The organism is Pseudomonas sp. B6(2017) (genome assembly GCF_002112765.1).
GTDB lineage: Bacteria > Pseudomonadota > Gammaproteobacteria > Pseudomonadales > Pseudomonadaceae > Aquipseudomonas > Aquipseudomonas piscis.
This window is the reverse complement of the sequence record NZ_NEIQ01000009.1, coordinates 167,650-190,632: the sequence shown is the minus strand read 5'-3', so window position 1 is coordinate 190,632 and position 22,983 is coordinate 167,650. Positions and strand designations below refer to the sequence as shown.

24 protein-coding genes are annotated in these 22,983 nt (G+C 63.1%); 16 read left to right on the top strand and 8 right to left on the bottom strand.

The window, feature by feature from the left end; genetic code table 11:
* Positions 1-89 precede the first annotated feature (89 nt).
* Positions 90-1,052, top strand: coding sequence for a LysR substrate-binding domain-containing protein (locus tag CAG11_RS17185; RefSeq protein WP_085597178.1), 963 nt, complete (start codon positions 90-92; stop codon positions 1,050-1,052).
* 380 nt (positions 1,053-1,432) lie between these two features.
* Here CAG11_RS17185 and CAG11_RS17180 read toward each other — a convergent pair whose 3' ends face one another.
* The 4 genes from CAG11_RS17180 to CAG11_RS17165 form a co-directional block, all read right to left on the bottom strand.
* A complete protein-coding gene (locus tag CAG11_RS17180; RefSeq protein WP_085597177.1) occupies positions 1,433-1,813 on the bottom strand; it encodes a Rho termination factor N-terminal domain-containing protein in 381 nt (126 codons plus the stop codon).
* Positions 1,814-1,874: 61 nt separating this feature from the next.
* The gene (locus tag CAG11_RS17175; RefSeq protein ID WP_085597176.1) at positions 1,875-2,201 is read right to left on the bottom strand and encodes a hypothetical protein; all 327 of its coding nucleotides are present in this window, start codon (positions 2,199-2,201) and stop codon (positions 1,875-1,877) included.
* A gap of 84 nt (positions 2,202-2,285) precedes the next feature.
* Positions 2,286-3,500, bottom strand: a complete 1,215-nt coding sequence (locus CAG11_RS17170; protein ID WP_085597175.1) for a sugar MFS transporter — start codon at positions 3,498-3,500, stop codon at positions 2,286-2,288.
* Positions 3,501-3,614: 114 nt separating this feature from the next.
* Positions 3,615-4,256, bottom strand: a complete 642-nt coding sequence (locus CAG11_RS17165; RefSeq protein WP_085597174.1) for an HD domain-containing protein — start codon at positions 4,254-4,256, stop codon at positions 3,615-3,617.
* 178 nt (positions 4,257-4,434) lie between these two features.
* Between CAG11_RS17165 and CAG11_RS17160 the strand changes: the two genes are divergently transcribed.
* Complete coding sequence (locus tag CAG11_RS17160; protein ID WP_022643191.1) at positions 4,435-4,914, top strand: GNAT family N-acetyltransferase; 480 nt, start codon at positions 4,435-4,437, stop codon at positions 4,912-4,914.
* Between the two features lie 49 nt (positions 4,915-4,963).
* Here CAG11_RS17160 and CAG11_RS17155 read toward each other — a convergent pair whose 3' ends face one another.
* Entirely contained in the window at positions 4,964-6,016 is a 1,053-nt protein-coding gene (locus CAG11_RS17155; protein WP_085597173.1) for an NAD(P)-dependent alcohol dehydrogenase, read from the bottom strand.
* Between the two features lie 182 nt (positions 6,017-6,198).
* On the opposite strand from CAG11_RS17155, the gene CAG11_RS17150 reads away from it, so the two are divergent.
* Entirely contained in the window at positions 6,199-7,089 is an 891-nt protein-coding gene (locus CAG11_RS17150) for an AraC family transcriptional regulator (RefSeq protein ID WP_085597172.1), read from the top strand.
* Positions 7,090-7,141: 52 nt separating this feature from the next.
* Here the strand turns inward: CAG11_RS17150 and CAG11_RS17145 are convergent, their stop codons facing one another.
* Entirely contained in the window at positions 7,142-8,806 is a 1,665-nt protein-coding gene (locus CAG11_RS17145; protein ID WP_022643194.1) for an electron transfer flavoprotein-ubiquinone oxidoreductase, read from the bottom strand.
* 546 nt (positions 8,807-9,352) lie between these two features.
* On the opposite strand from CAG11_RS17145, the gene CAG11_RS17140 reads away from it, so the two are divergent.
* The 11 genes from CAG11_RS17140 (at position 9,353) to CAG11_RS17090 (ending at position 17,359) form a co-directional block, all read left to right on the top strand.
* Positions 9,353-10,102: an electron transfer flavoprotein subunit beta/FixA family protein gene (locus CAG11_RS17140; protein WP_031321267.1), complete on the top strand. Its 750-nt coding sequence runs from the start codon at positions 9,353-9,355 to the stop codon at positions 10,100-10,102.
* Positions 10,103-10,104: 2 nt separating this feature from the next.
* Positions 10,105-11,034, top strand: coding sequence for an electron transfer flavoprotein subunit alpha/FixB family protein (locus CAG11_RS17135; protein WP_022643196.1), 930 nt, complete (start codon positions 10,105-10,107; stop codon positions 11,032-11,034).
* A gap of 79 nt (positions 11,035-11,113) precedes the next feature.
* Complete coding sequence (locus CAG11_RS17130; protein WP_022643197.1) at positions 11,114-11,938, top strand: ABC transporter substrate-binding protein; 825 nt, start codon at positions 11,114-11,116, stop codon at positions 11,936-11,938.
* A gap of 9 nt (positions 11,939-11,947) precedes the next feature.
* On the top strand, positions 11,948-12,304 hold the full coding sequence (locus tag CAG11_RS17125) for a DUF4398 domain-containing protein (protein ID WP_031321268.1): 357 nt from the start codon (positions 11,948-11,950) through the stop codon (positions 12,302-12,304).
* Positions 12,301-13,113, top strand: coding sequence for an OmpA family protein (locus CAG11_RS17120; RefSeq protein WP_022643199.1), 813 nt, complete (start codon positions 12,301-12,303; stop codon positions 13,111-13,113). Before CAG11_RS17125 ends, CAG11_RS17120 begins: the two co-directional genes overlap by 4 nt.
* A 203-nt stretch (positions 13,114-13,316) precedes the next feature.
* On the top strand, positions 13,317-14,756 hold the full coding sequence (locus CAG11_RS17115) for a PLP-dependent aminotransferase family protein (RefSeq protein WP_022643200.1): 1,440 nt from the start codon (positions 13,317-13,319) through the stop codon (positions 14,754-14,756).
* Positions 14,757-14,834: 78 nt separating this feature from the next.
* Positions 14,835-15,353, top strand: a complete 519-nt coding sequence (locus tag CAG11_RS17110) for a translation initiation factor 2 (RefSeq protein WP_272482547.1) — start codon at positions 14,835-14,837, stop codon at positions 15,351-15,353.
* A 169-nt stretch (positions 15,354-15,522) separates the two neighbouring features.
* Positions 15,523-15,777: a YkgJ family cysteine cluster protein gene (locus CAG11_RS17105; protein WP_053135844.1), complete on the top strand. Its 255-nt coding sequence runs from the start codon at positions 15,523-15,525 to the stop codon at positions 15,775-15,777.
* A 43-nt stretch (positions 15,778-15,820) separates the two neighbouring features.
* Positions 15,821-16,429 (top strand): START domain-containing protein, encoded by a 609-nt coding sequence (locus CAG11_RS17100; protein WP_085597170.1) that lies wholly within the window; start codon positions 15,821-15,823, stop codon positions 16,427-16,429.
* A 141-nt stretch (positions 16,430-16,570) separates the two neighbouring features.
* Positions 16,571-16,807: a hypothetical protein gene (locus CAG11_RS17095; RefSeq protein ID WP_031321271.1), complete on the top strand. Its 237-nt coding sequence runs from the start codon at positions 16,571-16,573 to the stop codon at positions 16,805-16,807.
* Between the two features lie 210 nt (positions 16,808-17,017).
* The gene (locus CAG11_RS17090; protein ID WP_085597169.1) at positions 17,018-17,359 is read left to right on the top strand and encodes a ribonuclease E inhibitor RraB; all 342 of its coding nucleotides are present in this window, start codon (positions 17,018-17,020) and stop codon (positions 17,357-17,359) included.
* Between the two features lie 305 nt (positions 17,360-17,664).
* On the opposite strand, the gene CAG11_RS17085 is transcribed toward CAG11_RS17090, so the two are convergent.
* Entirely contained in the window at positions 17,665-18,429 is a 765-nt protein-coding gene (locus CAG11_RS17085; RefSeq protein WP_085597249.1) for a cytochrome c, read from the bottom strand.
* Positions 18,430-18,464: 35 nt separating this feature from the next.
* Entirely contained in the window at positions 18,465-18,914 is a 450-nt protein-coding gene (locus CAG11_RS17080) for a rhodanese-like domain-containing protein (RefSeq protein WP_031321273.1), read from the bottom strand.
* A 601-nt stretch (positions 18,915-19,515) separates the two neighbouring features.
* On the opposite strand from CAG11_RS17080, the gene CAG11_RS17075 reads away from it, so the two are divergent.
* Positions 19,516-20,721, top strand: coding sequence for an acetyl-CoA C-acetyltransferase (locus tag CAG11_RS17075; protein ID WP_085597168.1), 1,206 nt, complete (start codon positions 19,516-19,518; stop codon positions 20,719-20,721).
* A gap of 24 nt (positions 20,722-20,745) precedes the next feature.
* Positions 20,746-22,890 carry a 3-hydroxyacyl-CoA dehydrogenase NAD-binding domain-containing protein gene (locus tag CAG11_RS17070; RefSeq protein ID WP_085597167.1) on the top strand — a complete coding sequence of 715 codons (2,145 nt, stop codon included), beginning with the start codon at positions 20,746-20,748 and terminating at the stop codon, positions 22,888-22,890.
* Positions 22,891-22,983 lie beyond the last annotated feature (93 nt).

Here is a 22,983-nt window from a genome sequence, read left to right as displayed (position 1 = left end):
GTGCGGGGATCATAGCAAGCAGTTTTATGAAGAACTGCTTAATTTTATTTTCTTTATTCATTAGTTCTTCTTAACTATTGGGTGTGCACATGAACTTGAATCGACTGCGTACGCTGCGGGAGCTATCCATACGCTCCACCATGGCTGCGGTGGCGGACGCGCTTTATTTGACGCCTTCGGCGGTTTCGCAACAGATCACGCAACTGGAGGAGGATTTTGGTATCGCGCTGGTGGAGCGCATAGGACGCAGAGTGCAGCTCACTTCTGCCGGGCACGCCTTGGTCGGACATGCAGAGCAAATCCTGGAAGCCCTGGATCAGGCTTGTTCAGACATAGAGGAAAGGAAAAATGTCGTCTCCGGAGAAGTGCGTATCGCTGCATTTCCTTCGGTGGCCTCGGCTCTACTACCCCATGTAATCCGTGACCTGCGACAAGCCCATCCATTGCTGAAAGTGGTCTTCATGGAGCGCGGGGCGGACGAAGGCCTGGAAGCGTTGCACTCGTGGATGGTGGATATCGCATTGACCGATAGTTTTGTTGGCATGCCCGCGCATGAATACAAAGGTCTGCAAAAGACACTTTTGTTGGAAGACGAGGTACGTGCCTGGTTGCCCCGCGATCACCCGTTGGCCACAAAGAGTGTCATCCGCTTGGCGGAGCTGAAAAATGAAAGCTGGGCCTTGGAGTCCACCTCTAACTCGTTTGCCCAATTCGTGCGGGAACGCTGTTTGAGCGTTGGTTTCGAGCCCAACTTGAACGGTTATTGCAAAAGCGTCGTGACAGTGGAAGCGATGGTGGCTTCCAGTGGTTCCGTATCCGTTATTCCAGGGTTATTCGCGCGCAAGCCGCATCCTGATATTGTCGTGCGTCGGCTGGAGCCCAAGCTGGTACGCAGTATTTATCTGATGTATCGGAAAACCCAGCAACAGCGTCCCGCTGTGCAAGCGGTAGTCAGGGCATTGCAACACTCGGCGGCAAACTATCAGAACGATAATCTGGAAAAGTCAGACGACGCATGCCCGCCGCCTCAGGGTAGTTGTCGTGTGAGTTGATTCGATGAGTCTTGGTCGGTGGGCGGAAGTGCGGGCTGTGCGGTGCTGGAAAGCGCCGGACACAAAAGCCTGTAGGTCGAGCAGGTCAAGGCCTGGCGTGAAGCCTGCGAACCGGCCAATAGTCCGGCGTCGCGAGCCAAGACCTGGCACGAACGCGACGAGCAAAAGGCCGCGAAGAAGCGCATCGAGCAACTGGAGCGTGAACGGCGGAGCAAGGATGCAACGCTGTCGAGGATCGGCGTCCTTCGGCTCCACGCGTCGCCCCGGCCAACCAGCTGAGCCCACAAGAGCGTCGCCGCGCAACCAGACCGAGCTGGCCAGCCGGCCACCGCTCCTCGCAGCGCCGAGGTGGATGTGCTGCTGCGGGCCGGTTGAAGGCTTCAGCCGGCCTTGCGCAGGGCCTCGATCAACTCCTGCTTGCGCATCCGCGAGCGTCCCGCAATGTTCTTCACCCGCGCTTCCTGGAGCAGGCTGTCCTTGCTCTGGGTGGACAGCGACGCCTTGCTGTTACGCGGATGGCCCTCGCGGCTCGCGGCTGCGCGCCGGGCTGAGTCGCTGCGGGCCCGGGCCTTGTCCGCCGGGTGCTTGTCCCTGCCGGAGCCTCCGGCCCGCTCGCCACCGCCGGACTGCTTGTTGACCGTGGCCCAGGCCCTGGCTTCGGCCTCTTCCGGGGGCAGGCCGCGTTCTTCATAGCTGGCCTCGATGGCCGCCGCCTTGCGGCGCTGGGCCAGGGTGTACTTGGCTTTGCTTCCTCGAGTCATGGCATCTTTCCTCTTCGATCCTGGCAAGCAGGACTGGCTGGATGACAGCGCGAATGGCCCGTTACTGACTGCTGCCTTCGGAGCCCGAGCCGCCGGTGGTGGTCTTGGAGCCGGTACCGCTCTTGCCGTTATCCGGCGTCCCGGAGTCCAGGGTGCCGGCGCCGCCCTGGCGGCCGTTGTCGTTGCCCTGGATCCGTGGATCGGTGCCGGTGGCTGGTGGCAACGAGCCCTCGTCCATGGTCGGCGGGTTGATGTTGATCTTCGGTGAGCCTTGGGTGGCCGGGGACTTGGGGCCTTCCACGGGGTTGGTGGGGCCGGTGGAGCCGGCCATGGCCGCGCTGGACAACAGCCCGGCCAGGACCAGGGCAGAGAGTTGGACCTTGATCATGATGTCGCCTCCATTCGTTAGAGTCGCTACCTGATATTGGTCTGCCCGGATGGGGCGTTGGTGCCGGGGACGCGACGAACGGTGTCAGGCCTCCCGGGCCTGGAGTCGCTGGCGCTGCCGCCAGCCCAGGCGACCGAGGCTGATCAGCCAGTTCAGCACGGCGATCGCCAGGACGGTGGACAGCAGGGCCTGGATGCCAGAGCCGACGATGAGCCTGCCGGCCAGCCACGGGAAGCCGAATACGCCAATGAAGTAGGACAGGCTGAACAGCAGCAATGCCTGCGAGGTGTGGCCCGGTGGCGCTTCATTGGCTGCCTGGCCGTTGATCACCGAGTAGGTCAGGCCATAGCCGATGCCCAGTGCCATGGCGGCCAGCAGGTAGCTGGCGCTGCTATCCACCACCGACAGGAACAGCAGGATCGACACCATCATCAATCCCGACAACAGGCACGCGGCCCAGTACGGATCGCGTTTGACCACGATGCCGGCAATCAGCATCCGGCTGGCGATGGCCGCGCTCATGAAACCAATGAAGAACAGTGAGTAGTCCACGCCTCGGGCGGGGCCATAGCTGGTCTGGAAGCTCGACAAGCCGCCGAAGACGCAACCGCCCAGGCCCACCATCAGGATCGGCAGCGACGCCCCGGACCTGAGGACGCGGGCACTGCCACTCCAGGTGATTCGAGCCGCAGTGGCCTGCAGGTGGTTGGCCTGGTTGCGCAACTGGCCAGCCAGCCTCCAGAAGATCAGCACACCCAGCAGGCTGGCTGCCGCAGCGATGAAAAAGGCGCTGCTCAACGGATAGCCCAGGGCACTGGCCAGGCGCCCCAGCAGTGGCGCGCTGCCGATGCCGGTCATCATGCTGCCCGAGAGCAGGGCGAAGTAGCGGGCTCGGTGGGCCGGCTCCACCAGCATGGCGACGATGATCGGGCCCAGGGTATAGAACACCCCCCAGCCCAGCCCCAGGAGCAGGCCGAACCCCAGCAGCACCGGGCCAACCCCCGGGCTCAGGGCGAACCCCAGGCAGGCCACGGCCAGCAGGCTGCCGAACCAGGCCACTGAGCGGGCGGCGCCGAGCCAGTCCGAAAGGTGGCCGGATCCGATCACCGCGGCGAAAGTGCTGAGCATCGCCACGGCAATCACTTGGCCGGCGTCCTGTTCGTTGCCGCCGTGGCTGCCGATCAGCAACGCCAGGAGGAAGGTCGAGCCATAGGACAGCGACAACAGGTAGCTGCCCAGGCAGAGCAAGCCGAACACCGGGCCGGGGACGCGGGTGGCCGGGATAGAACAGGGGGACATGCAGGCGCCTCTTTATGCTTGTGGTTATGCGGGGCTTTCTAGCATGACGGTCGCGGGTGTTGGTTGTATTCCTCGCTGCCTCAGGGTTAGCCGGCGGCGGAGTAAGAGCGGGCGCTATTGGCCGATTTCCTCCAGCAGCTCCTGGCGAAAGCGTTCAAGGCGCTCATGCCGGACCTGGGCCAGGCGGCTGCCGGCGGCGGTCTGGAAACCTTCGGCCAAGTGCAGCAGCTTGCTTTGGAAGTGGTCCAGGGTGAAGCGCGAGTCATCCAGTTCGCGATGGCTGGCGCGTGGGTCGGCCGGGTCGTACAGGGCCCGCCCCAGGCGCCCCGAGACATAGAAGGTGCGAGCCACGCCGAGCGCGCCCAGGGAGTCGAGACGATCGGCATCCTGGAGGATTCGCGCTTCCAGGGTGGTCGGCGTCAGCCCTGCGGAAAAACTGTGGGTGGCGATGGCATGGGCCACGGCCTCGATATCGCTGGCGCTCCAGTGCAAGTCGGCCAGGACCTGCCGCGCCCGCTCTGCCGAGAGCCGTGACGCCTGGGAGCGCAGCGGCGAGCTTTTTTCCACGTTCACGCAGTCATGGAGCAGGGTCGCGGCCAGCAACAGGCGCAGGTCGCCGCCTTCCTCTGCGGCGATACGCCGGACGTTGCTCCACACCCGATACAGGTGGGACAGGTCGTGGGCACCGTCGTCGTGGGGCTCGAAGGCATGGGGCAGCAGGCTGGCGGCCAAGGACTCCAGGGGCGCGAAAGTCATGGGCAGGCTCCGGTTGGCGGTTGGGCCGTCACTCTAACCGCTGGCGCCAGTGGTGATAAGTGTCGATGGGGGCAAGGCCGGTACGGAGCATGGATGGCCGATGGCGGAGAAATGCCCGTGCATGTCTTTCGGCTGTCGTTCTAATATGGCCGACCTGATTCCGCCATGAGACCCGCCGATGACCGTCGAAATTCGTCCTGCGCTGCCCAGCGATGCCCTGCAGATCCTTGCGTTCATCACCGAACTCGCCGACTACGAGCGAGCCCGTCACGAGGTGATCGCCAGCGTCGCCGACATCGAGCGCAGCCTGTTCAGCGAAGGCGCCACGGCCCATGGCCTGATGTGCCTGCGCGACGGCGTACCGATCGGTTTTGCGGTGTTCTTCTTCAGCTATTCCACCTGGCTGGGCAGCAACTGCCTGTACCTGGAGGATCTCTACATCACCCCCGAGCAGCGTGGGGGTGGGGCCGGCAAGCAACTGTTGCGGCACCTGGCGCAGATCGCCTGCGACAACGACTGCGGGCGTTTCGAGTGGAGTGTGCTGGAGTGGAATGAACCGGCGATCCAGTTCTACAAGTCCCTGGGCGCTCAGCCCCAGGAGGAGTGGGTCAAGTACCGCATGGATGGCGAGGTGCTGCGCGCCTTCGCCCGGGGTTGAGGCGCGGGCGCCAGCGATCCGGGTCGCTGGCGCCGCACTTCAGGGTGACTCAGCCCTTGAGGGTCGCCATGTCGATCACGAAGCGGTATTTCACGTCGCCCTTGATCATGCGCTCGTAGGCCTGGTTGATCTGGCGGATATCCAGCATCTCGATGTCGCAACGGATGCCGTGCTCGGCGCAGAAATCCAGCACTTCCTGGGTTTCTGCGATGCCGCCGATCAACGAGCCGGCCAGCACCCGACGGCCCATCACCAGCTTGCCGGCGTGCAGTGCCGGGTCCACCGGTTCGATCAGGCCCACCAGGATGTGCACGCCGTCAAAGCGCAGGGTATCGAGGTAGGGATTGAGATCGTGGGCCACCGGGATGGTGTCCAGGAGGAAGTCGAACTGCCCGGCCGCGGCCTGCATCTGCGCCGGGTCGGTGGACACGACCACGTGATCCGCGCCTTGTTGCCGGGCTTCCTCGGCCTTGCTCGCCGAGCGGGTGAACAAGGTCACTTCGGCCCCCAGGGCCTTGGCGAACTTGATGCCCATGTGGCCCAGGCCGCCCATGCCGAGAATCCCCACCTTGTCCCCGGCCTTGACGCCGTAGTGCTTGAGCGGCGAGTAGGTGGTGATGCCGGCGCAGAGGATCGGTGCGGCACTGGCTGGGTCCAGGGACTCGGGGATGCGCACCACGAAATGCTCGCTGACCACGATGCTGTCGGAGTAGCCACCCATGGTGTTGCTGCCATCGATCCGGTCTGGCGAGGCGTAGGTCAAGGTCGGACCCTGCAGGCAGTATTGTTCCAGGTTGGCGGCGCAGGCCTCGCACTGGCGGCAGGAGTCCACCATGCAGCCGACGCCGACCAGGTCGCCGACCTTGTGCAGGTTGACGCTGGAGCCGACGGCGGTGACCCGGCCGATGATTTCATGGCCCGGCATCAGCGGGTACACGGCGATGCCCCATTCGTTGCGGGCCTGGTGGATGTCGGAGTGGCAGACGCCGCAGTAGAGGATCTCGATGGCCACGTCGTCCGGGCGCGGGCTGCGCCGCTGGAAGCTCATGGGGGCGAGGGGAGTGGTGGCCGACTGGGCGGCATAACCGATGGCGGTGTACATGGTGAACCTCGCAAAGCGCTGACAAGTGAGGCGGCGCATTGTCGGCGCGAGGCTTGCGGGCAACCATGGCGATTCCTCGGCATGTCATGCCTATTCCTCCGCCATCGACGGTTTTCACGGGGCATTGGCCAACGGACCTGCGATGATGCTGGCATCCCCTCCCTTGCATGAAGTTTGCCCACATGTTGTTGACCCGCCATCTGGACGCCAATGCCCCCCTGGTCGCGCTGCTCGAGCCCCTGGCCAGCCGCGAGGGCTTCGCCGCTACTGCCTTGCCCGGGATCCAGGTGCTGCGGGCCAGTCGTGACGTCGCCCGAGGACCGCAGATCTACGAGCCGAGCCTGATGATCATCGTCCAGGGCAGCAAGCTGGCCTACCTGGGCACCCGGACCCTGGAGTACGGCGCCGGGCATTACCTGATCCAGGCGCTGTCGGTGCCGTTCGAGTGCGAAACCTTCGCCTTGCCCAACGCGCCGCTGCTGGGAATCTCCATCGGTATCGACCGCGCCATGCTCAGGGAGCTGGTGCTGGCCATGGGCATCGGCGATGGGCCGGCAGCTGCGGCGCAGACCCTGGAGTCCATGACCTCGGTGGTCCTCGACGACAGCATGCGCGGTTGCGTAGAGCGCTTGTTGCGCTGCCTGCACGATCCCCTGGAGTGCAAGGTCATGGGGGCGGCGCGGGTCCGTGAGCTGCTGTTCGCTGCCTTGCGCGGACCCCAGGCCGAAGCCTTGCGGGCACTGGTGGAGCAGCAGGGGCATTTCGCCCGGGTCGCCGCCTCGCTCAACCATTTGCACCAGCACTACACCGAGCCGTTGAACGTCGAGACCCTGGCTCGCTGCGCCAATATGAGTACTTCGACCTTCCATGAGCATTTCAAGCGCAGCACCTTGTTGTCGCCGGTGCAGTACCTCAAGCGCTTGCGGTTGCTCAAGGCCCAGCAATTGCTGCTGGGCGAGGGGCTGGGCGTGGCCCAGGTGGCCCACAGGGTGGGATACCAGAGCACCTCGCAATTCAGCCGCGAGTACAAGCGCTACTTCGAGCGCACCCCGGGGGACGAGCGCGTGGCTTGAATGCTGGAATGAAAAAGGCCCCCATTTGGGGGCCTTTTCGCAGGGCGCCGACTTACATGTTCGGGTAGGTCGGGCCGCCAGAACCTTCCGGGGTGACCCAGGTGATGTTCTGCGCAGGGTCCTTGATGTCACAGGTCTTGCAGTGCACGCAGTTCTGGGCGTTGATCTGGAAGCGCTTCTCGCCATCTTCCTGGGTGACCACTTCGTACACGCCGGCCGGGCAGTAGCGCTGGGCTGGCTCGTCGTACAGCGGCAGGTTGCGGCCCAGGGGGATGCTCGGGTCGGTGAGCTTCAGGTGGCAAGGCTGCTCTTCTTCATGGTTGGTACCGGAGATGAACACCGAGCTCAATTTGTCGAAGCTCAGCTTGCCGTCGGGTTTCGGGTAGTCGATCTTCACGCAGTCCTTGGCCAGCTTGAGGCAGGCGTAGTCCGGCTTGGTGTCGTGCAGGGTGAACGGCAGCTTGCCGCCGAACAGGTTCTGGTCGACCCAGTTGAAGCCGCCACCGACGATGGCGCCGAACTTGTGGATCGCCGGGCCGAAGTTGCGGCTGGCGAACAGCTCGTCATGCAGCCAGCTGGACTTGAATGCGCTGACGTAGCTGTTGAGCTCGTCGGCGCCTTCGGAACCGGCCAGCAGCGCATCGGCCACGGCATCGGCGGCCAGCATGCCGGACTTCATGGCGGTGTGGCTGCCCTTGATCTTGGCGAAGTTCAGGGTGCCCAGGTCGCAGCCGATCAGCGCGCCGCCCTTGAACACCATCTTCGGCAGCGAGTTCAGGCCACCCTTGCAGATGGCACGGGCGCCGTAGCTGATGCGCTTGCCACCTTCCAGGTACTGCTTGAGTACCGGGTGGTGCTTGAGGCGCTGGAATTCATCGAACGGCGACAGGTAGGTGTTGGCGTAGGACAGGTCGACGATCAGGCCGACCACCACCTGGTTGTTCTCCAGGTGATAGAGGAAGGAGCCGCCGGTGTTCTCGGTGCCCATGATGTCCAGCGGCCAGCCGGCGGTGTGCACCACCAGGCCCGGTTGGTGCTTGGCCGGATCGATTTCCCAGATTTCCTTGAGACCGATGCCGTAGTGCTGGGCGTCGGCGTCGCTGTCCAGGTTGAAGCGCTTGATCAGCTGCTTGCCGATATGGCCACGGCAGCCTTCGGCGAACAGGGTGTACTTGCCGCGCAGCTCCATGCCAGGGGTGTACATGCCGTCCTTGGGATGGCCTTCGCGATCCACGCCCATGTCGCCGGTGAGGATGCCGCGAACCACGCCGTTTTCGTCGATCAGGGCTTCCTGGGCGGCGAAGCCTGGGTAGATTTCCACGCCCAGGTTCTCGGCCTGCTGGGCCAGCCAGCGGCACAGGTTGCCCAGGGAAATGATGTAGTTGCCTTCGTTGTGCATGGTCTTGGGCACAAAGAAGTCGGGAACCTTGGTGGCGGCTTCGCCGTTGCGCAGGACATAGATGTCGTCACGGGTGACAGGGGTGTTGAGCGGGGCGCCCAGTTCCTTCCAGTCAGGGAAGAGTTCGTTCAGGGCCCGTGGTTCGAACACGGCGCCGGAAAGGATGTGGGCACCGACTTCGGAGCCTTTTTCAACGACGCAGACGCTGATTTCCTTGCCTGCTTCTGCAGCCTTCTGCTTCAGGCGGCAAGCGGCGGACAAGCCTGCGGGGCCGGCACCGACGATGACTACGTCGAATTCCATGTATTCGCGTTCCACTAGGCTATCTCCTACTCAAGGCTCAACGGTTTTTTCTAATTGGAGGTTTGGCATTGCGTCCCGCTTTCTCCCATCGCCGATGGGGGGAGAGGGGAGGGACGGCCGACCTTTCTCTCTGGGCGGCGCATTATATCTACACCACTCCTAGCGTCCAATACAAACGTTTGTTTGAAATTGCCGCAGGCCAGGTAAATCAAAGAAGCGCGGCTCATGAACGGCCATTTTGCCGTATTGACCGGAAAAGGTGTTCCGGTCAAGATACGGTCGGTTTTGCGCTCGCCGTAGGCTGACTGTTGGTCTCAAGAGCACCTCTAAAGACAGGGCAAAGGCAGTGAAGGTGATGCGCCGCGCAGCTTGAAGGTGCGCAGTTTACACGCCGCGATAATGAATGACTCGTCGGTCGCCACTGACGAACGGTCATCGTCCCGTGAGCAAGGTCAACCTTAGTGTGCCGGCGTTTTTGGAGGTGCCCTTGTGCCGATGAGCATCAACCGCCAGGTTCTCGCCTAGGCGACTTTCTTTTCACCGGAGAGTAACGAGGAATCCATGAAGGTTCTTGTAGCTGTCAAACGAGTGGTCGACTATAACGTCAAGGTTCGCGTCAAGGCGGACAACTCCGGCGTCGACCTCGCCAACGTCAAGATGTCGATGAACCCTTTCTGCGAAATCGCAGTGGAAGAAGCCGTACGCCTGAAAGAGAAAGGCGTGGCGACTGAAATCGTCGTCGTCTCCATCGGTCCTGCTACTGCTCAAGAGCAGCTGCGTACCGCCCTGGCACTGGGTGCCGATCGCGCGATCCTCGTCGAGTCCGCTGAAGAGTTGACCTCCCTGGCCGTGGCCAAGCTGCTCAAGGCCGTGGTCGACAAGGAACAGCCACAGCTGGTGATCCTGGGCAAGCAGGCCATCGACAGCGACAACAACCAGACCGGCCAGATGCTGGCTGCCCTGAGCGGTTACGCCCAAGGCACCTTCGCCTCCAAGGTCGAAGTGGCTGGCGACAAGGTCAACGTCACCCGTGAAATCGATGGCGGCCTGCAGACCGTTGCGCTGAACCTGCCAGCGATCGTCACCACCGACCTGCGCCTGAACGAGCCACGCTACGCGTCGCTGCCGAACATCATGAAAGCCAAGAAGAAGCCGCTCGAGACGCTGACTCCTGATGCTTTGGGCGTTTCCACCGCCTCCACCAACAAGACCCTGAAAGTCGAAGCACCGGCTGCACGCAGCGCGGGCATCAAGGTCAAGTCGGTGGCTGAACTGGTCGAGAAACTGAAAAACGAAGCGAAGGTAATCTGATCATGACTATCTTGGTAATCGCCGAACACGATAACAAAGCGCTGGCCCAGGCCACCCTGAACACCGTGGCCGCTGCTGCCAAAATCGGTGGCGACATTCACGTGCTGGTGGCCGGCCAAGGCGTTGGCGCCGTGGCCGAGGCTGCAGCCAAAGTCGCTGGCGTGGCCAAGGTGCTGGTAGCCGACAACGCTGCCTATGCGCACCAACTGCCGGAAAACGTCGCACCGCTGGTTGCCGAGTTGGGCGCCGGCTACAGCCACATCCTGGCTGCCGCCACTTCCAACGGCAAGAACATCCTGCCGCGGGTCGCTGCCCAGCTGGACGTCGACCAGATCTCCGAGATCATCTCGGTAGAAAGCGCCGACACCTTCAAGCGTCCGATCTATGCCGGTAACGCCATTGCCACCGTGCAGTCCACTGCTGCGGTCAAGGTCATCACCGTGCGCGCCACCGGCTTCGACGCCGTTGCCGCCGAAGGTGGTTCGGCGGCGGTGGAAACCGTCGGCGCGGCCCACGATGCTGGCAAGTCGAGCTTCGTCGGCGAAGAGCTGGCCAAGTCCGATCGCCCTGAGCTGACCGCTGCCAAGATCGTCGTTTCCGGCGGCCGCGGCATGCAGAACGGCGACAACTTCAAGCACCTGTACGCCCTGGCCGACAAGCTGGGCGCTGCGGTCGGCGCTTCCCGCGCGGCCGTGGACGCAGGCTTCGTGCCCAACGACATGCAGGTCGGCCAGACCGGCAAGATCGTCGCGCCACAGCTGTACATCGCCGTCGGTATCTCCGGCGCGATCCAGCACCTGGCGGGCATGAAGGACTCCAAAGTGATCGTCGCGATCAACAAGGACGAAGAGGCGCCAATCTTCCAGGTGGCTGACTACGGCCTGGTGGCTGACCTGTTCGAAGCCGTACCTGAGCTGGAGAAGCTGGTCTAATCCAGCCGCTTCACTTATAAAGAGCCCGGCCTCATGGCCGGGTTTTTTTTTGTCTGTCGTTTATCGAGGGAGTGATGTCATGGAACTGCGTCGCATGAGTGGCTGGCCCGTATTGCTGGGGCTGGCGCTATTGCCTTCGCTGGCGATGGCGGTGGGCAAGTGCGAGCGGCTGGTGGTGACCGGCAGTCCCGATGCGCCACCCTACCTGTGGCGTGATCCACAGGATCCCAGGCACCTGATAGGTGCCAGCGCCGACTTGCTGCAGCAGGTGGCCGGGGAGCTGGGGCTCAAGGTCGAGCTGCTGTACGCCGGCAAGCGTTCCGAGGCGCTCGAGGAGGTGCGTACCGGGCGCATGGACATGCTCGCCGATGCCCCGTTGACCCTCGACGAGCTGGAGTCCCTGGACTATATCCACCCGGCCCTGGTGCAGAACGACTATCTGGTCTGGACGCGCAAGGAAACGACCCTGGATTACCGCCAGTTGTCCGATTTGCAGGGCCACTCCGGCGCCGTTTCGGAAAAGGCCCGCCTGACCCAGCCATTCCAGGCCTTGGCCAAGGAGCAATTGCAGCTCAAGCGCCTGCCGAACCTGACCCAGGTTTTCCAGAAACTGCTGCTGGGCGAGTTCGACTATGTGCTGGCGCCACGCTACGCCGGCATGGTCATGGCCCAGTCCCTGGGAATGGCCGCCGACCTGGCGGCATTTCCCCTGCCCATCGACAAGCCCGGGTTGTTCCTGGCGCTGTCCCACAACTCTGCCTGCAATGACCCATGGTTGCGCGGACAGCTGGCGAAAAAGATGACAGAATTGCCCGCGTCCGGTCTGACGGAGGCCCTGTTGCAGCGCAATCTCGAGCGTTGGAAGGCCCAGTTGCAGCAACCCGTCAGCAGCCCCAAACCGTAGGAATCTCGTGTGACTATTCGACCTCTTTTTGCTGCCTTGGCCCTGCTGGCCATGGCGGGTTGTGCCTCAGACCCAGCCCCCAACGAGCAGATGCGCCTCACTGCCCAGGCCCTGGAGCAGGCCAAGGCCGTGGGAGCCTCGGCCGAGGACGTGCCGGAGTTGAAGCTGGCCGAAGACAAGTTTTCCCGGGCCCAGGGCAATATGCAGGATGAGTCCTACAAGAAGGCGCGGGTCCGTGCCGAGCAGGCGGAGTTGGATGCGCGCCTGGCCGAGGCCAAGGTCCTGACCCAGAAGAGCCGGGAGCAGGTGAATATGCTCGAGACCCGCATCACTCGCCTGCGCAAGCAACTGGGGGATGCCCAATGAAGATTTCCAAGCAGCTCTTGGGTGCCGCGGTGTTGCTGGCTGGCGCCAGCCTCCTGGGATGTGCCGGCCAGCAGAGCGAGGAAGCGCTGCAACAAGCCGGCAACGACTTCCAGAAGGTCAAGGAAGACTCCAATGTCCTGCGGGTCGCCCCCAAGGATGTGATCCGCGCCGGTGAGTCCCTGGCTCGTGCCGATCGTCTGTCCAGCTACTGGGGCAGCGGCAGCGACGTGGAGCATTACGCCTACCTGAGCCGCCGCTACAGCGAGATTGCCCGCGAGCATACCGAGCAGACGCTGAACCAGGAGCGGGCGGCCAAGCTCGAGCTGGAGCGCCAGCGCCTGCAACTGGCCCTGCGTGAAGCCAAGTTGATCAGCGTGCAACAGCAGGGCAAGTGGCTGGAGGAGCAGATCCTCAACATGGCCACCACCCAGACCGATCGAGGCCTGGTGATGACCCTGGGGGATGTGCAGTTCGATACCGGCGAGGCGGAGCTCAACAACTCCGCCAACCGCATCGTGCTCAAGGTGGCCCAGTTCCTCCAGCTCAATCCCAAGCGCGTGGTGCGGATCGAGGGGTACACCGACAATACCGGTGAACATCAGGGCAACCTGCAGCTGTCCCGCGACCGGGCCCAGGCCGTGGCGGATGTGCTGGTGGACCTGGGCGTCGACGAAAAGCGCATCCAGGTCGAGGGTTATGGCGACGACTATCCGGTGGAGGCCAACGCTTCCGAGCGCGGCCGGGCGCAGAACCGTCGGGTAGAGATCGTTTTCTCCGACGAGAAGGGCCAGCTCGGCGCCGCACGCTGAGGTTTTGCCAGCTTTCATGAAAAACCCGATGCCTGGCCGCATCGGGTTTTTTTATGCCTGCCCAACGGCTGGAAAAAACTTGCCGTGGTGCTTTTCACTGCCTGGTGTCCTCGACTATTGTGGAAACTGTCCCAGTACACTTCTAAACTGTGCCGGTATTGTTTCACACAAGAATAAAACACCGTGAAATCGGGTGCTGCGCCATGACCAATCTCTTGCTCTATCAACGTATCGCTCAGCAGTTGGCTGAGGATATTCGCCGTGGTGTCTATCAGCCGGGGGAGCGCGTACCGTCGGTGCGCAAGATGAGCTCGCAGCTCAATGTCAGCCACGCCACGGTGCTGCAGGCCTACGCCAACCTGGAAGACCAGGGGCTGATCCGCGCGCGACCGCAGTCGGGCTACTACGTGCACCAGACGCCCGCGCTCACCGCGCCGACGCCGGATATCGCCCGGGTCGAGCGTCCGGGGCTGGTCACCCGCAGCAGCATCATCCAGCAGGTGCTGGTGGAGTCGCGCCGGGAAGGGGTGTTTCCCCTGGGGGCCGCGGTGCCCAGCGTCGACTACCTGCCCGTGCGCGCACTGCACCAGCAATTGGCCAAGGTCACGCGCTTCCATAGCCCTCGCGCCTTCAGCTACATGTTCAGCCCGGGATTCGAGCCGCTGCGGCGCCAAGTGGCGATTCGCATGCGCGATGCCGGCGTGGTGGTCGACCCGTCCGAAGTGGTGATCACCCACGGTTGCGTCGACGCGCTGCAGATGTCGCTGCGGGTCCTGACCCGACCCGGTGACCTGATCGCCGCCGAGTCGCCGACCTATTACGGGTTGCTGCAACTGGCCGACTTGCTGGGGCTCAAGGTCATCGAGATCCCCAGCGATCCATCCACCGGCATGAGCCTGGAGGCCTTGCAGCTGGCGGCCAACCAGTGGTCGATCAAGGCCCTGGTGTTGACCACGCGCCTGAGCAATCCCCTGGGCGGCACCATGCCCGAGGAGCGGCAGAAGCAGTTGCTGCGCCTGGCGTCGGACTTCGATATCCAGGTGGTCGAGGATGATATCTACGGCGAGTTGATGTTCGAGGTCGGCCGGACCAAGTCCCTGAAGGCCTATGACCGCCTGGACCGGGTGATCTACTGTTCCAGCTTCTCCAAGACCTTGTCGCCCGGCGTACGCATCGGTTGGATGATCGCCGGCAAGTACCAGCAGGAAATCCAGCGCCTGCAGACCTTCAGCACCCATTCGGCCTGCAGCGTGACCCAGATGGCCGTCGCGGCTTACCTCGAGAACGGCGGCTACGATCGGCACCTGCGCTACATCCGCCAGGAGTATCGCAAGAACCTCAGCGCCTTCCAGCTGGCGGTCCAGCAGTACTTCCCGGAGGGCACGCAGATCACCCGGCCCACTGGCGGCTTTATCCTCTGGGTCAGCTTGCCGGGGCGGGTCAACACCCAGGAATTGCATGTCCGGGCCCTGCAACAGGGCATCAGCATCGCCCCCGGGTTGATCTTCAGCAATACCGAGCAGTTCAACCACTGTGTACGCCTCAACTGCGGCACCCCATGGAATCGCGAGGCCGAGCGGGCGCTGATGACCTTGGGGATGCTCGCCAGCCAGTTGTGCCAGGAAGCGGCAGGCGGATTCTAGGCAATGCAGCCCCATGCTTGTCATGGGGCGTGCAACAAGCGAGCATAGGGGCACCTTGTTCTCGATCTGCCTGTTTTTATGAAAGCCTTTCTTCCTGCCATCTGGTTATGTGCCTGCCTGTTGGGAGCGGTTGCTGCCATGCCCGTCCAGGCCGCAGCACCTGTGGAAAAAACCGCTGCCGGCACTACTCGGACGGACCATTCGACAACCTCTGGCAAAGCACCGGCAAAGAAAGTCCCGGTAAAGAAAGCTCCGGCCAGTAAAACCAAGGCCAGCAAGACCCAGCCGGCAAACAAGAAGCCTGCTCCCGCCAAACAGTCCAAGTGGGCCTACCAGGACATCAAGACGCCGCTGGTCAGCCCCAAGCTGGACTTGAACCTGCCAACCGAGATGGTCAAGCACCTGCAACCCCTGGGCGCCACGCCATTACCCAAGCGCGCGCCGTTGCTGCCGCCGATGTTTGGCGAGAAACCCAAGGAAAGTACGCCGTTCCAGCTCAACGGCCGCCTGCTCACCAACGAGATGCAACTGCAATTGCGTCGGGAAGAGCGTCGGGACATCGAGGGCGCCGCCCTGGATTTCGAGTTCAAGCAGTAAATTCTTTGTCGTCCTTGTGACCGTCGTGGCCGACACTTTGTCGGAGACTGATCAGTCACGCACGGTTGTGCGTCAAATCCGTTCTTCGAGTAATTTTAAACGGCTGTTTTAGCGGTTACTCTTGTGCGGCGTCATCCAACTCTTTGCTTGTCGCGAGGAAATCTTCGTCATGAACTGCCGTGAAGGTTGTGGCGCTTGCTGCATCGCCCCTTCCATCAGCACCCCGATTCCCGGAATGCCCCAGGGCAAGCCGGCTGGAGAACGTTGCCTGCATCTTTCGGTCGAACACCTGTGTGGGCTGTTCGGCCTGCCTGAGCGGCCGGCGGTGTGTGGGGCCTTCCAGGCTGAGGCCGAGGTCTGTGGCCAGAGTCGTGAAGAAGCCATCCGCCTGATCGGCTGGTGGGAGCAAGTGACGGCGGCTTAGGGTGTTCTCAATGAACGGAACTTCAACAATAAGGAATAAGACAATGGGTTCGCTGCATCGAATTGCTGTGCTCTGTGGTTTAACCGTGCTGTTGTCGGCAACGGCCCAGGCCGAAGACTGGCAGACGGCCAAGGACGAAGACGGCATCAAGGTCTCCTTGAGCGAAGTGGCCGGCTCCAAGTACAAGGCCTACCGTGGTGTCACCACCATGAAGACCTCCATCGCCAAGCTCCGCGCGCTGCAAGAGGACGTGGCCGGGGCCTGCTCCTGGATCCACGAATGCAAGACCCAGAAGCTGCTCAAGCACGAGGGCGACCAAAGCTGGACCTACACCCAGTTCAACACCCCATGGCCGGTCACTGCCCGCGACTCGGTCCTGCACATCACCACCAGCCAAGGCGCCGACGGCAGCCTGACCCGCAAGTTGGAGGGTATGCCGACCTATATTCCCGAGGAGAAAGGCTTCGTGCGCGTGGCCCAGGTCGAGGGCTACTGGAAGTTCGTCCCCAAGGGCGCCGACCAGGTGGAAGTGACCTACCAGGTTCATACCGAGCCAGGTGGCAGTGTCCCTTCCTGGCTGGCCAACAAATTTGTGGTCGATGCTCCGTTCAACACCCTGAAGGCACTCAAGGCCCGTGCCGAGAAGCCTTGATCACAGCGCTGCATCCGCCATGCAAAAGGCCGCCTTCGGGCGGTTTTTTAATGGCTTCGGGCCATGGCGCAGCGGAACGTTTACCTGGGCCACAAGGTCCAGATTATGTGGGCCCATACAGGGGCCATCGAGGAGGCATTGATGCAAAAGTGGCAAGTCACTTTCGTTGATGATCATGGCGTCCAGTCCGTCGAGCATTTCGACTGCGAACAGCCACCGACCCTGGAGCGTGCCGCGCAGCTGGTGCGGGCCAGATTACTGCCGGTGAGTGCCGAACTGGATCTCAACGACCTGGAGGGGCGCACCGACACGCCCACCCTCAAGAGCCTGAAAGAACAGAACAGCATTCAGATTCTGAGCATCACGCCGATCCAGTAAGTAGCAGAGATGGCACCGGCCATGATTTCTGGCAGCGTCCAGAGGCAGGCGCTAATCTGCAAGCAAGGTCAGCGAATTCTCCCCCAAGGCCTGATCTTGCCAGCTCCATGCTTGTTTCCTGGCGACCTCCCCGGGTCGTGATACGGGCCTTTTGGGCCTGTCATTCGGGAAGCACGGAAAGTCTATCCATCGGTTTGAGGAGGACGTTTCATGAGCACAGCCTTTCAAGACGACATCAGCAGCAGCATGCTGCGCCGCATGAAAGAGGGCGGCTTCGATTTTTCACGCTTTCATCCCATCGAGTTCTACGCCATTTTTCCGGATGAGGAGCGGGCGCGCAGGGCCGCGGGGCAGTTTCGCGGCGAATCCTTGAATGCCCAGGTCAGTCCCCGTGACGACGGTGCCTGGTACCTGGAGCTGAGCAAGGTGATGTATGCCACCCATGGTGGCATCGGTGATTTCGAGCAGGACTTCGAAGCAGTGGTCGAGCCGTTGGGCGGCATCATCGAGGGCTGGGGAGTCAAGCACGAGATTCGTGGGCGGCTGATATAGCCGGATAAGCGCACCGAGACCGACGATTGGCCAACCCACGGGTTGGCCAATTGCATTTCAGGGCCCGCAAAGGCAAAAAAAAGCCACCCGGGAGGGTGGCTAAAAGGGAAGACCGGTCTTGAGCGGGAGCCGGTCAGGAGAGTCCGGATCCTTTGATCGTCGGCGTCATCAGGTTTGCAGCAGTGGCTTCATCAGGCAGGTGAAGTGTTGCTCGATGGGGGCGATTATCCGCCGGCATGCGCAGTGGGTGAAATCGACTCTGGCTATGCCAGCGATAGCCAGGGTCTCTAGTCGAACCGAGGGGTTCAGGGCTGCTTGCGCCCGGCCATGTGGCGCAGGTAGCCCAGCAACAGCTCCAATTCGGTATCGGGCAGGACGCTGTTGCTGAAGCCCGGCATCTTCGCCTGTGGCCAGCGTCTCAGGCTCTGTGGATCGCGGATGTAGCGCTTGAGGAAGTCACCGCCGAAGTACTCGGTGGGGTTATAGGGGACGTTCAGGTCGGGGCCGAACTGCGAATCCCCGGCGCCGTTGAGCCGGTGGCAGGCCAGGCAGTTCTTCTGGAACAGGGCAAAACCCTGGTTCACCGGGTCATCGGCGGCTAGCGCAGGGTCCGGCCGCAGGGCCGGGAAACGCTCGGCCACCGGCGCCAGGCGCTGGATCCGCGCCACCTGGAACGGCCATTGCTCGGGGCTGATATGCCCGGCCGCGGGGTTGGTCCACACCAGGTAGAAGGGGCCGGCGCTGGGCTTGTCGGCTGCCAGGGCTGGCCAGGGCCTGTGTGGATCCTCGATGGCCAGCCAGGCCCGGGCTCCCTGGCGTTCGAGCAGTGGCGCGGCGCTCAATTCGGCGGCGAAGCCGTCCAGGGCCACGGCCTGCAAGTGGTCCTCGGGCTTGAGGCCGGGGAGCAGGTCGGCCAGGGGGACCGCGCGGTAGCGCATCTGGCGTTTGTAGGAGACATCGTCCTGGATGCTGATGTCCCGGGCCTCGGGGTGACGCAACAGCTCCTCGGTCTGCCAGGCGCGGCTGCCGGAGCCCAGGTCGATCAGCAGTTGTGCGGCGTGCAGGGGCATGCTCAGCAACAGGGCAGTGCACAGGAACAAGGTTTTCAATTGATGGCCGTCGGATCGTCGTCAGTGGGTTCGTTGCCGGGCAGCACGTCGTCCGGTCGCGACACGTGATCGAACAAGGCGTCCCGGAGTTCTTCGTAGTTGCCGCCGTTCACGATACCGAAATAACCACGCTGGATCAGCGTGTCCTCGGCTTCCAGGGCGTGCTGGTTGGTGTCGCTGTAGATCACCACCGTAGCGTTGGGGTCCAGCACCACCTTGCGCAGCTGGTAGGCCAGGCCCTCGGCGCTGATGCCGGTGCCGTCTTCCAGTTCGAGGTTGACCTGCAGCGAGTTGTGCAGGTTGCCGGCGGCGAAGTCGCTGTCGTTGCGCAGATCCAGGATCAGGGCACCGTCGTTGATCTCATCCACGGCGCGGTTGACGTCGATGATCCCGGCATGGGCGTTGAAGGCGCTCAAGAGCGCGGCAAGTGCAATCCAATGGCGCATGAATCTTCCCCGTGATGTTCCCCAGGAAGACTGGCACACAAGTCCGTGCCCCGGTAGGAACCGGGGACAATTTTATGACTCGTTGATCGAGCCGCCATGAATCAGCCGATCACCTTGGTGAGGTTCGGCAAGATCAGCAGCAGCGTGGTTGCGAAGAGGATGAGTCCCGCCTGGCGAACTTTCGAGTGTCTGAACATGGCTGAATGCCTTTTGTTGTTATTCCTGAGCATCAATGCAAGCCGGTCCCTGTTCTTCACTATGGGCCGGCGATGTTTCCATTTTCTTACCTGTCCCGGTGCAAAGACCCTCCGGGACTTCCTACAGTTTCTACCTTAGGGGCCTTGAATCCCCTGGCTTAGATCCAATTCATATGACGTCCTCGCGAGTTTCGATAAAAACCTTATAAGTTCCTCCCGATGCCCCCTGGCCGCCCTTTGGCTAGACAGCTCGCGACCCTTTGTCGGGCTATCCATTAGCTGCCTACCGTTCGTCTGAGCGTCACCGTCAAGGCGGCTGAGCGCATCGGTCATTGAATCCGACGCTGCCGCGCCTAAGGTGGGAACTCGACATTTTCTCCCTGCACAAACGGTTCGAGGACGTCATGACCCAAGCTTTGATATTCGATGCGTTACGCACGCCCCGTGGCAAAGGCAAGGCCGATGGCGCCTTGCACAGTGTGAAGCCGGTGAACCTGGTGGCGGGGCTGATGCGGGCCCTGCGCCAGCGTTGCGAGCTGGATACCAGCCAGGTGGACGATGTGGTCCTGGGCTGCGTGACGCCCATCGGCGACCAGGGCGCCGATATCGCCAAGACCGCGGTGCAGGTCGCGGACTGGGATATCAGCGTGGCCGGGGTACAGATCAACCGCTTCTGCGCCTCGGGCCTCGAGGCGGTGAACCTGGGAGCGATGAAGGTGCGCTCCGGCTTCGAGGAGCTGGTGGTGGTCGGTGGGGTGGAGTCCATGTCGCGGGTACCCATGGGCAGCGACGGTGGCGCCTGGGTGCTGGACCCCGAGACCAACCTGCACAGCCACTTCACGCCCCAGGGCATAGGTGCCGACCTGATCGCCACCCTCGAAGGCTTCTCCCGCCAGGATGTCGACCAGTTCGCCCTGCAATCCCAGCACAAGGCCGCGCGGGCCCGGGCGGCCGGAGCCTTCGCCAAGTCCCTGGTGCCGGTGCAGGACCAGAACGGCATTGTCCTGCTGGACCATGACGAATTCATTCGTGCCGACTCGACCCTCGAGGGCCTGGGCAATCTCAAGCCGAGCTTCGAGATGATGGGGCAGATGGGTTTCGACGCCACGGCCTTGCGGGTCTACAGCCACGTCGAGCGGATCAATCATGTGCACACCCCGGGCAACAGTTCCGGGATCGTCGACGGCGCGGCGCTGATGCTCATCGGCTCCGAGGCCAAGGGGCGTGAGCTGGGCCTCAAGCCCCGGGCGCGGATCGTCGCCACTGCGGTCACCAGCACCGACCCGACCATCATGCTCACCGGCCCGGCACCGGCCACCCGCAAGGCCCTGGCCAAGGCCGGGCTGCGGGTCGAGGACATCGACCTGTTCGAGGTCAACGAAGCCTTCGCCTCGGTGGTGCTCAAGTTCATCAAGGACATGGCCATCGACCCCGCCAAGGTCAACGTCAACGGTGGCTCCATCGCCATGGGCCACCCCCTGGGCGCCACGGGCTGCGCGATCCTCGGCACCCTGCTCGACGAACTGGAAGCCCGCGGCCAGCGCTATGGCCTGGCCACCCTGTGTGTCGGCGGCGGCATGGGCATCGCCACCATCATCGAACGCCTCTGAGCCCCGATATCAAGGAATCCTTTCATGACTGATGCCATCCGTTACGAAAAAGGCCAGGACCAGATCGTGGTCCTGACCATCGACATGCCGGGCCAGAGCGCCAACACCATGAATGCGGCCTACCGCGACGCCATGGCCGCCACCCTGGCCCGGCTGCAGGCCGAGCAAGCCTACATCGCCGGGGTGATCGTCACTTCGGCGAAGAAAACCTTCTTCGCCGGCGGCGATCTCAACGAGCTGATCAAGGTCGGCAAACCCCAGGCCCAGGCCTTCTATGACATGGTTCTGGCCCTCAAGGCCCAACTGCGGGCGCTGGAGACCCTGGGCAAGCCGGTGGTGGCGGCAATCAACGGCGCGGCCCTGGGCGGCGGTTGGGAAATCTGCCTGGCTTGCCATTACCGCGTGGCCCTGGACGACAAGTCGCTGCAGGTAGGCCTGCCGGAAGTCACCCTGGGCCTGCTGCCTGGCGGCGGCGGGGTAGTGCGCATGGTGCGCATGCTGGGCCTGGAGAAGGCCTTGCCGTATCTGCTCGAGGGCAAGAAGGTCCGGGCGCGGCAGGCGCTGCAGGCGGGCCTGGTGAATGAGCTGGCTGGTGATCGCGACGAGTTGCTGGCCAAGGCCCGGGCCTGGATCGCCAGCAACCCGACGGCCAAGCAGCCCTGGGATGTGAAGGGCTACCAGATTCCCGGCGGCACCCCTTCGAACCCGAAAGTGGCGCAGATGCTGGCCATCGCTCCTTCGATCCTGCGCACCAAGACCCAGGGCTGCTTCCCCGCACCGGAGAAGATCCTCTGTGCCGCGGTCGAGGGCGCCCAGGTGGACTTCGATACCGCCCAGTTGATCGAGGCTCGCTACTTCACCGAGCTGACCACCGGCCAGGTGGCGAAGAACATGATCGGCACCTTCTGGTTCCAGCTCAATGAAATCAACGCCGGCGGCTCGCGGCCCCAGGGCGTGGCGCCCCAGGCGACCCGCAGGGTCGGGGTGCTGGGCGCCGGGATGATGGGCGCAGGCATCGCCTATGTCAGTGCCGTGGCGGGCATCGAGGTGGTGCTCAAGGATGTCAGCCGCGAGGCGGCGGAGAAGGGCAAGGCCCATTCCGCGGCCCTGCTGGAGAAGAAGGTCGGCCGTGGGCAACTGAGCGCCGAACAGCGCGACGCGACCCTGGCACGCATCCTCCCCACCGCCGAAGATGCCGACCTGGCCGGTTGCGACTTGATCATCGAGGCGGTCTACGAGGACCGCGAGCTCAAGGCCAAGGTCTCCAAGGCGGCGCAGCAGGTGGTCGGTGCGCAGGCGGTGATCGCCTCCAATACCTCGACCTTGCCCATCACCGGGCTGGCCAGCGCGGTGCCCAATCCGGACAAGTTCATCGGCCTGCATTTCTTCAGCCCCGTGGAAAAGATGCCGCTGGTGGAGATCATCAAGGGCGCCAAGACCAGTGACGAGACCCTGGCCCGAGGGTTCGATTTCGTCCAGCAGATCAAGAAGACCCCGATCGTGGTCAACGATAGCCGCGGCTTCTTCACCTCCCGGGTATTCGGCACCTTCACCAACGAAGGCATCGCCATGCTCGGCGAAGGCATCGCCGCGCCGATGATCGAGACCGAGGCCCGCAAGGCCGGGATGCCCGTGGGCCCGCTGGCGATCTCCGACGAAGTGTCCCTGAGCCTGATGAGCCACATTCGCCTGCAAACCACCAAGGACCTGCAAGCCGAAGGCAAGCCTGCCATCGAACACCCGGCATTCGCCGTGATCGACCTGCTGCTCAACGAGTACAAGCGCGCGGGCAAGGCCGCCGGTGGCGGTTTCTACGACTACCCGGCCGGTGGCCAGAAACACCTGTGGCCGCAGTTGCGTACGCGCTTCTACAAGGCCGACGGGCAGATCTCGCCCCAGGACGTGCGCGACCGCTTGTTGTTCATCCAGGCCATCGAGACCGTGCGCTGCGTGGAAGAGGGCGTGTTGCAATCCACGGCCGACGCCAACGTCGGTTCGATCTTCGGCATCGGTTTCGCGGCCTGGAGTGGCGGCGCGCTGCAGTTCATCAACCAGTACGGGGTGCAGGATTTCGTCGCCCGCGCCCAGTACCTGTCACGTCAGTACGGCGAGCGCTTCAACCCGCCGGACCTGCTCCTGGAGAAGGCGCGCCAGGGCCAGTTGTTCTGAGCCTGGCGGGCGTCAAATGACGGCCCCCGGGGCTTGCCTTGCCGTGGTATTTCAAGGCAGGCTCTGGGGTGTTCGTTATTGCCATCGCCTTGT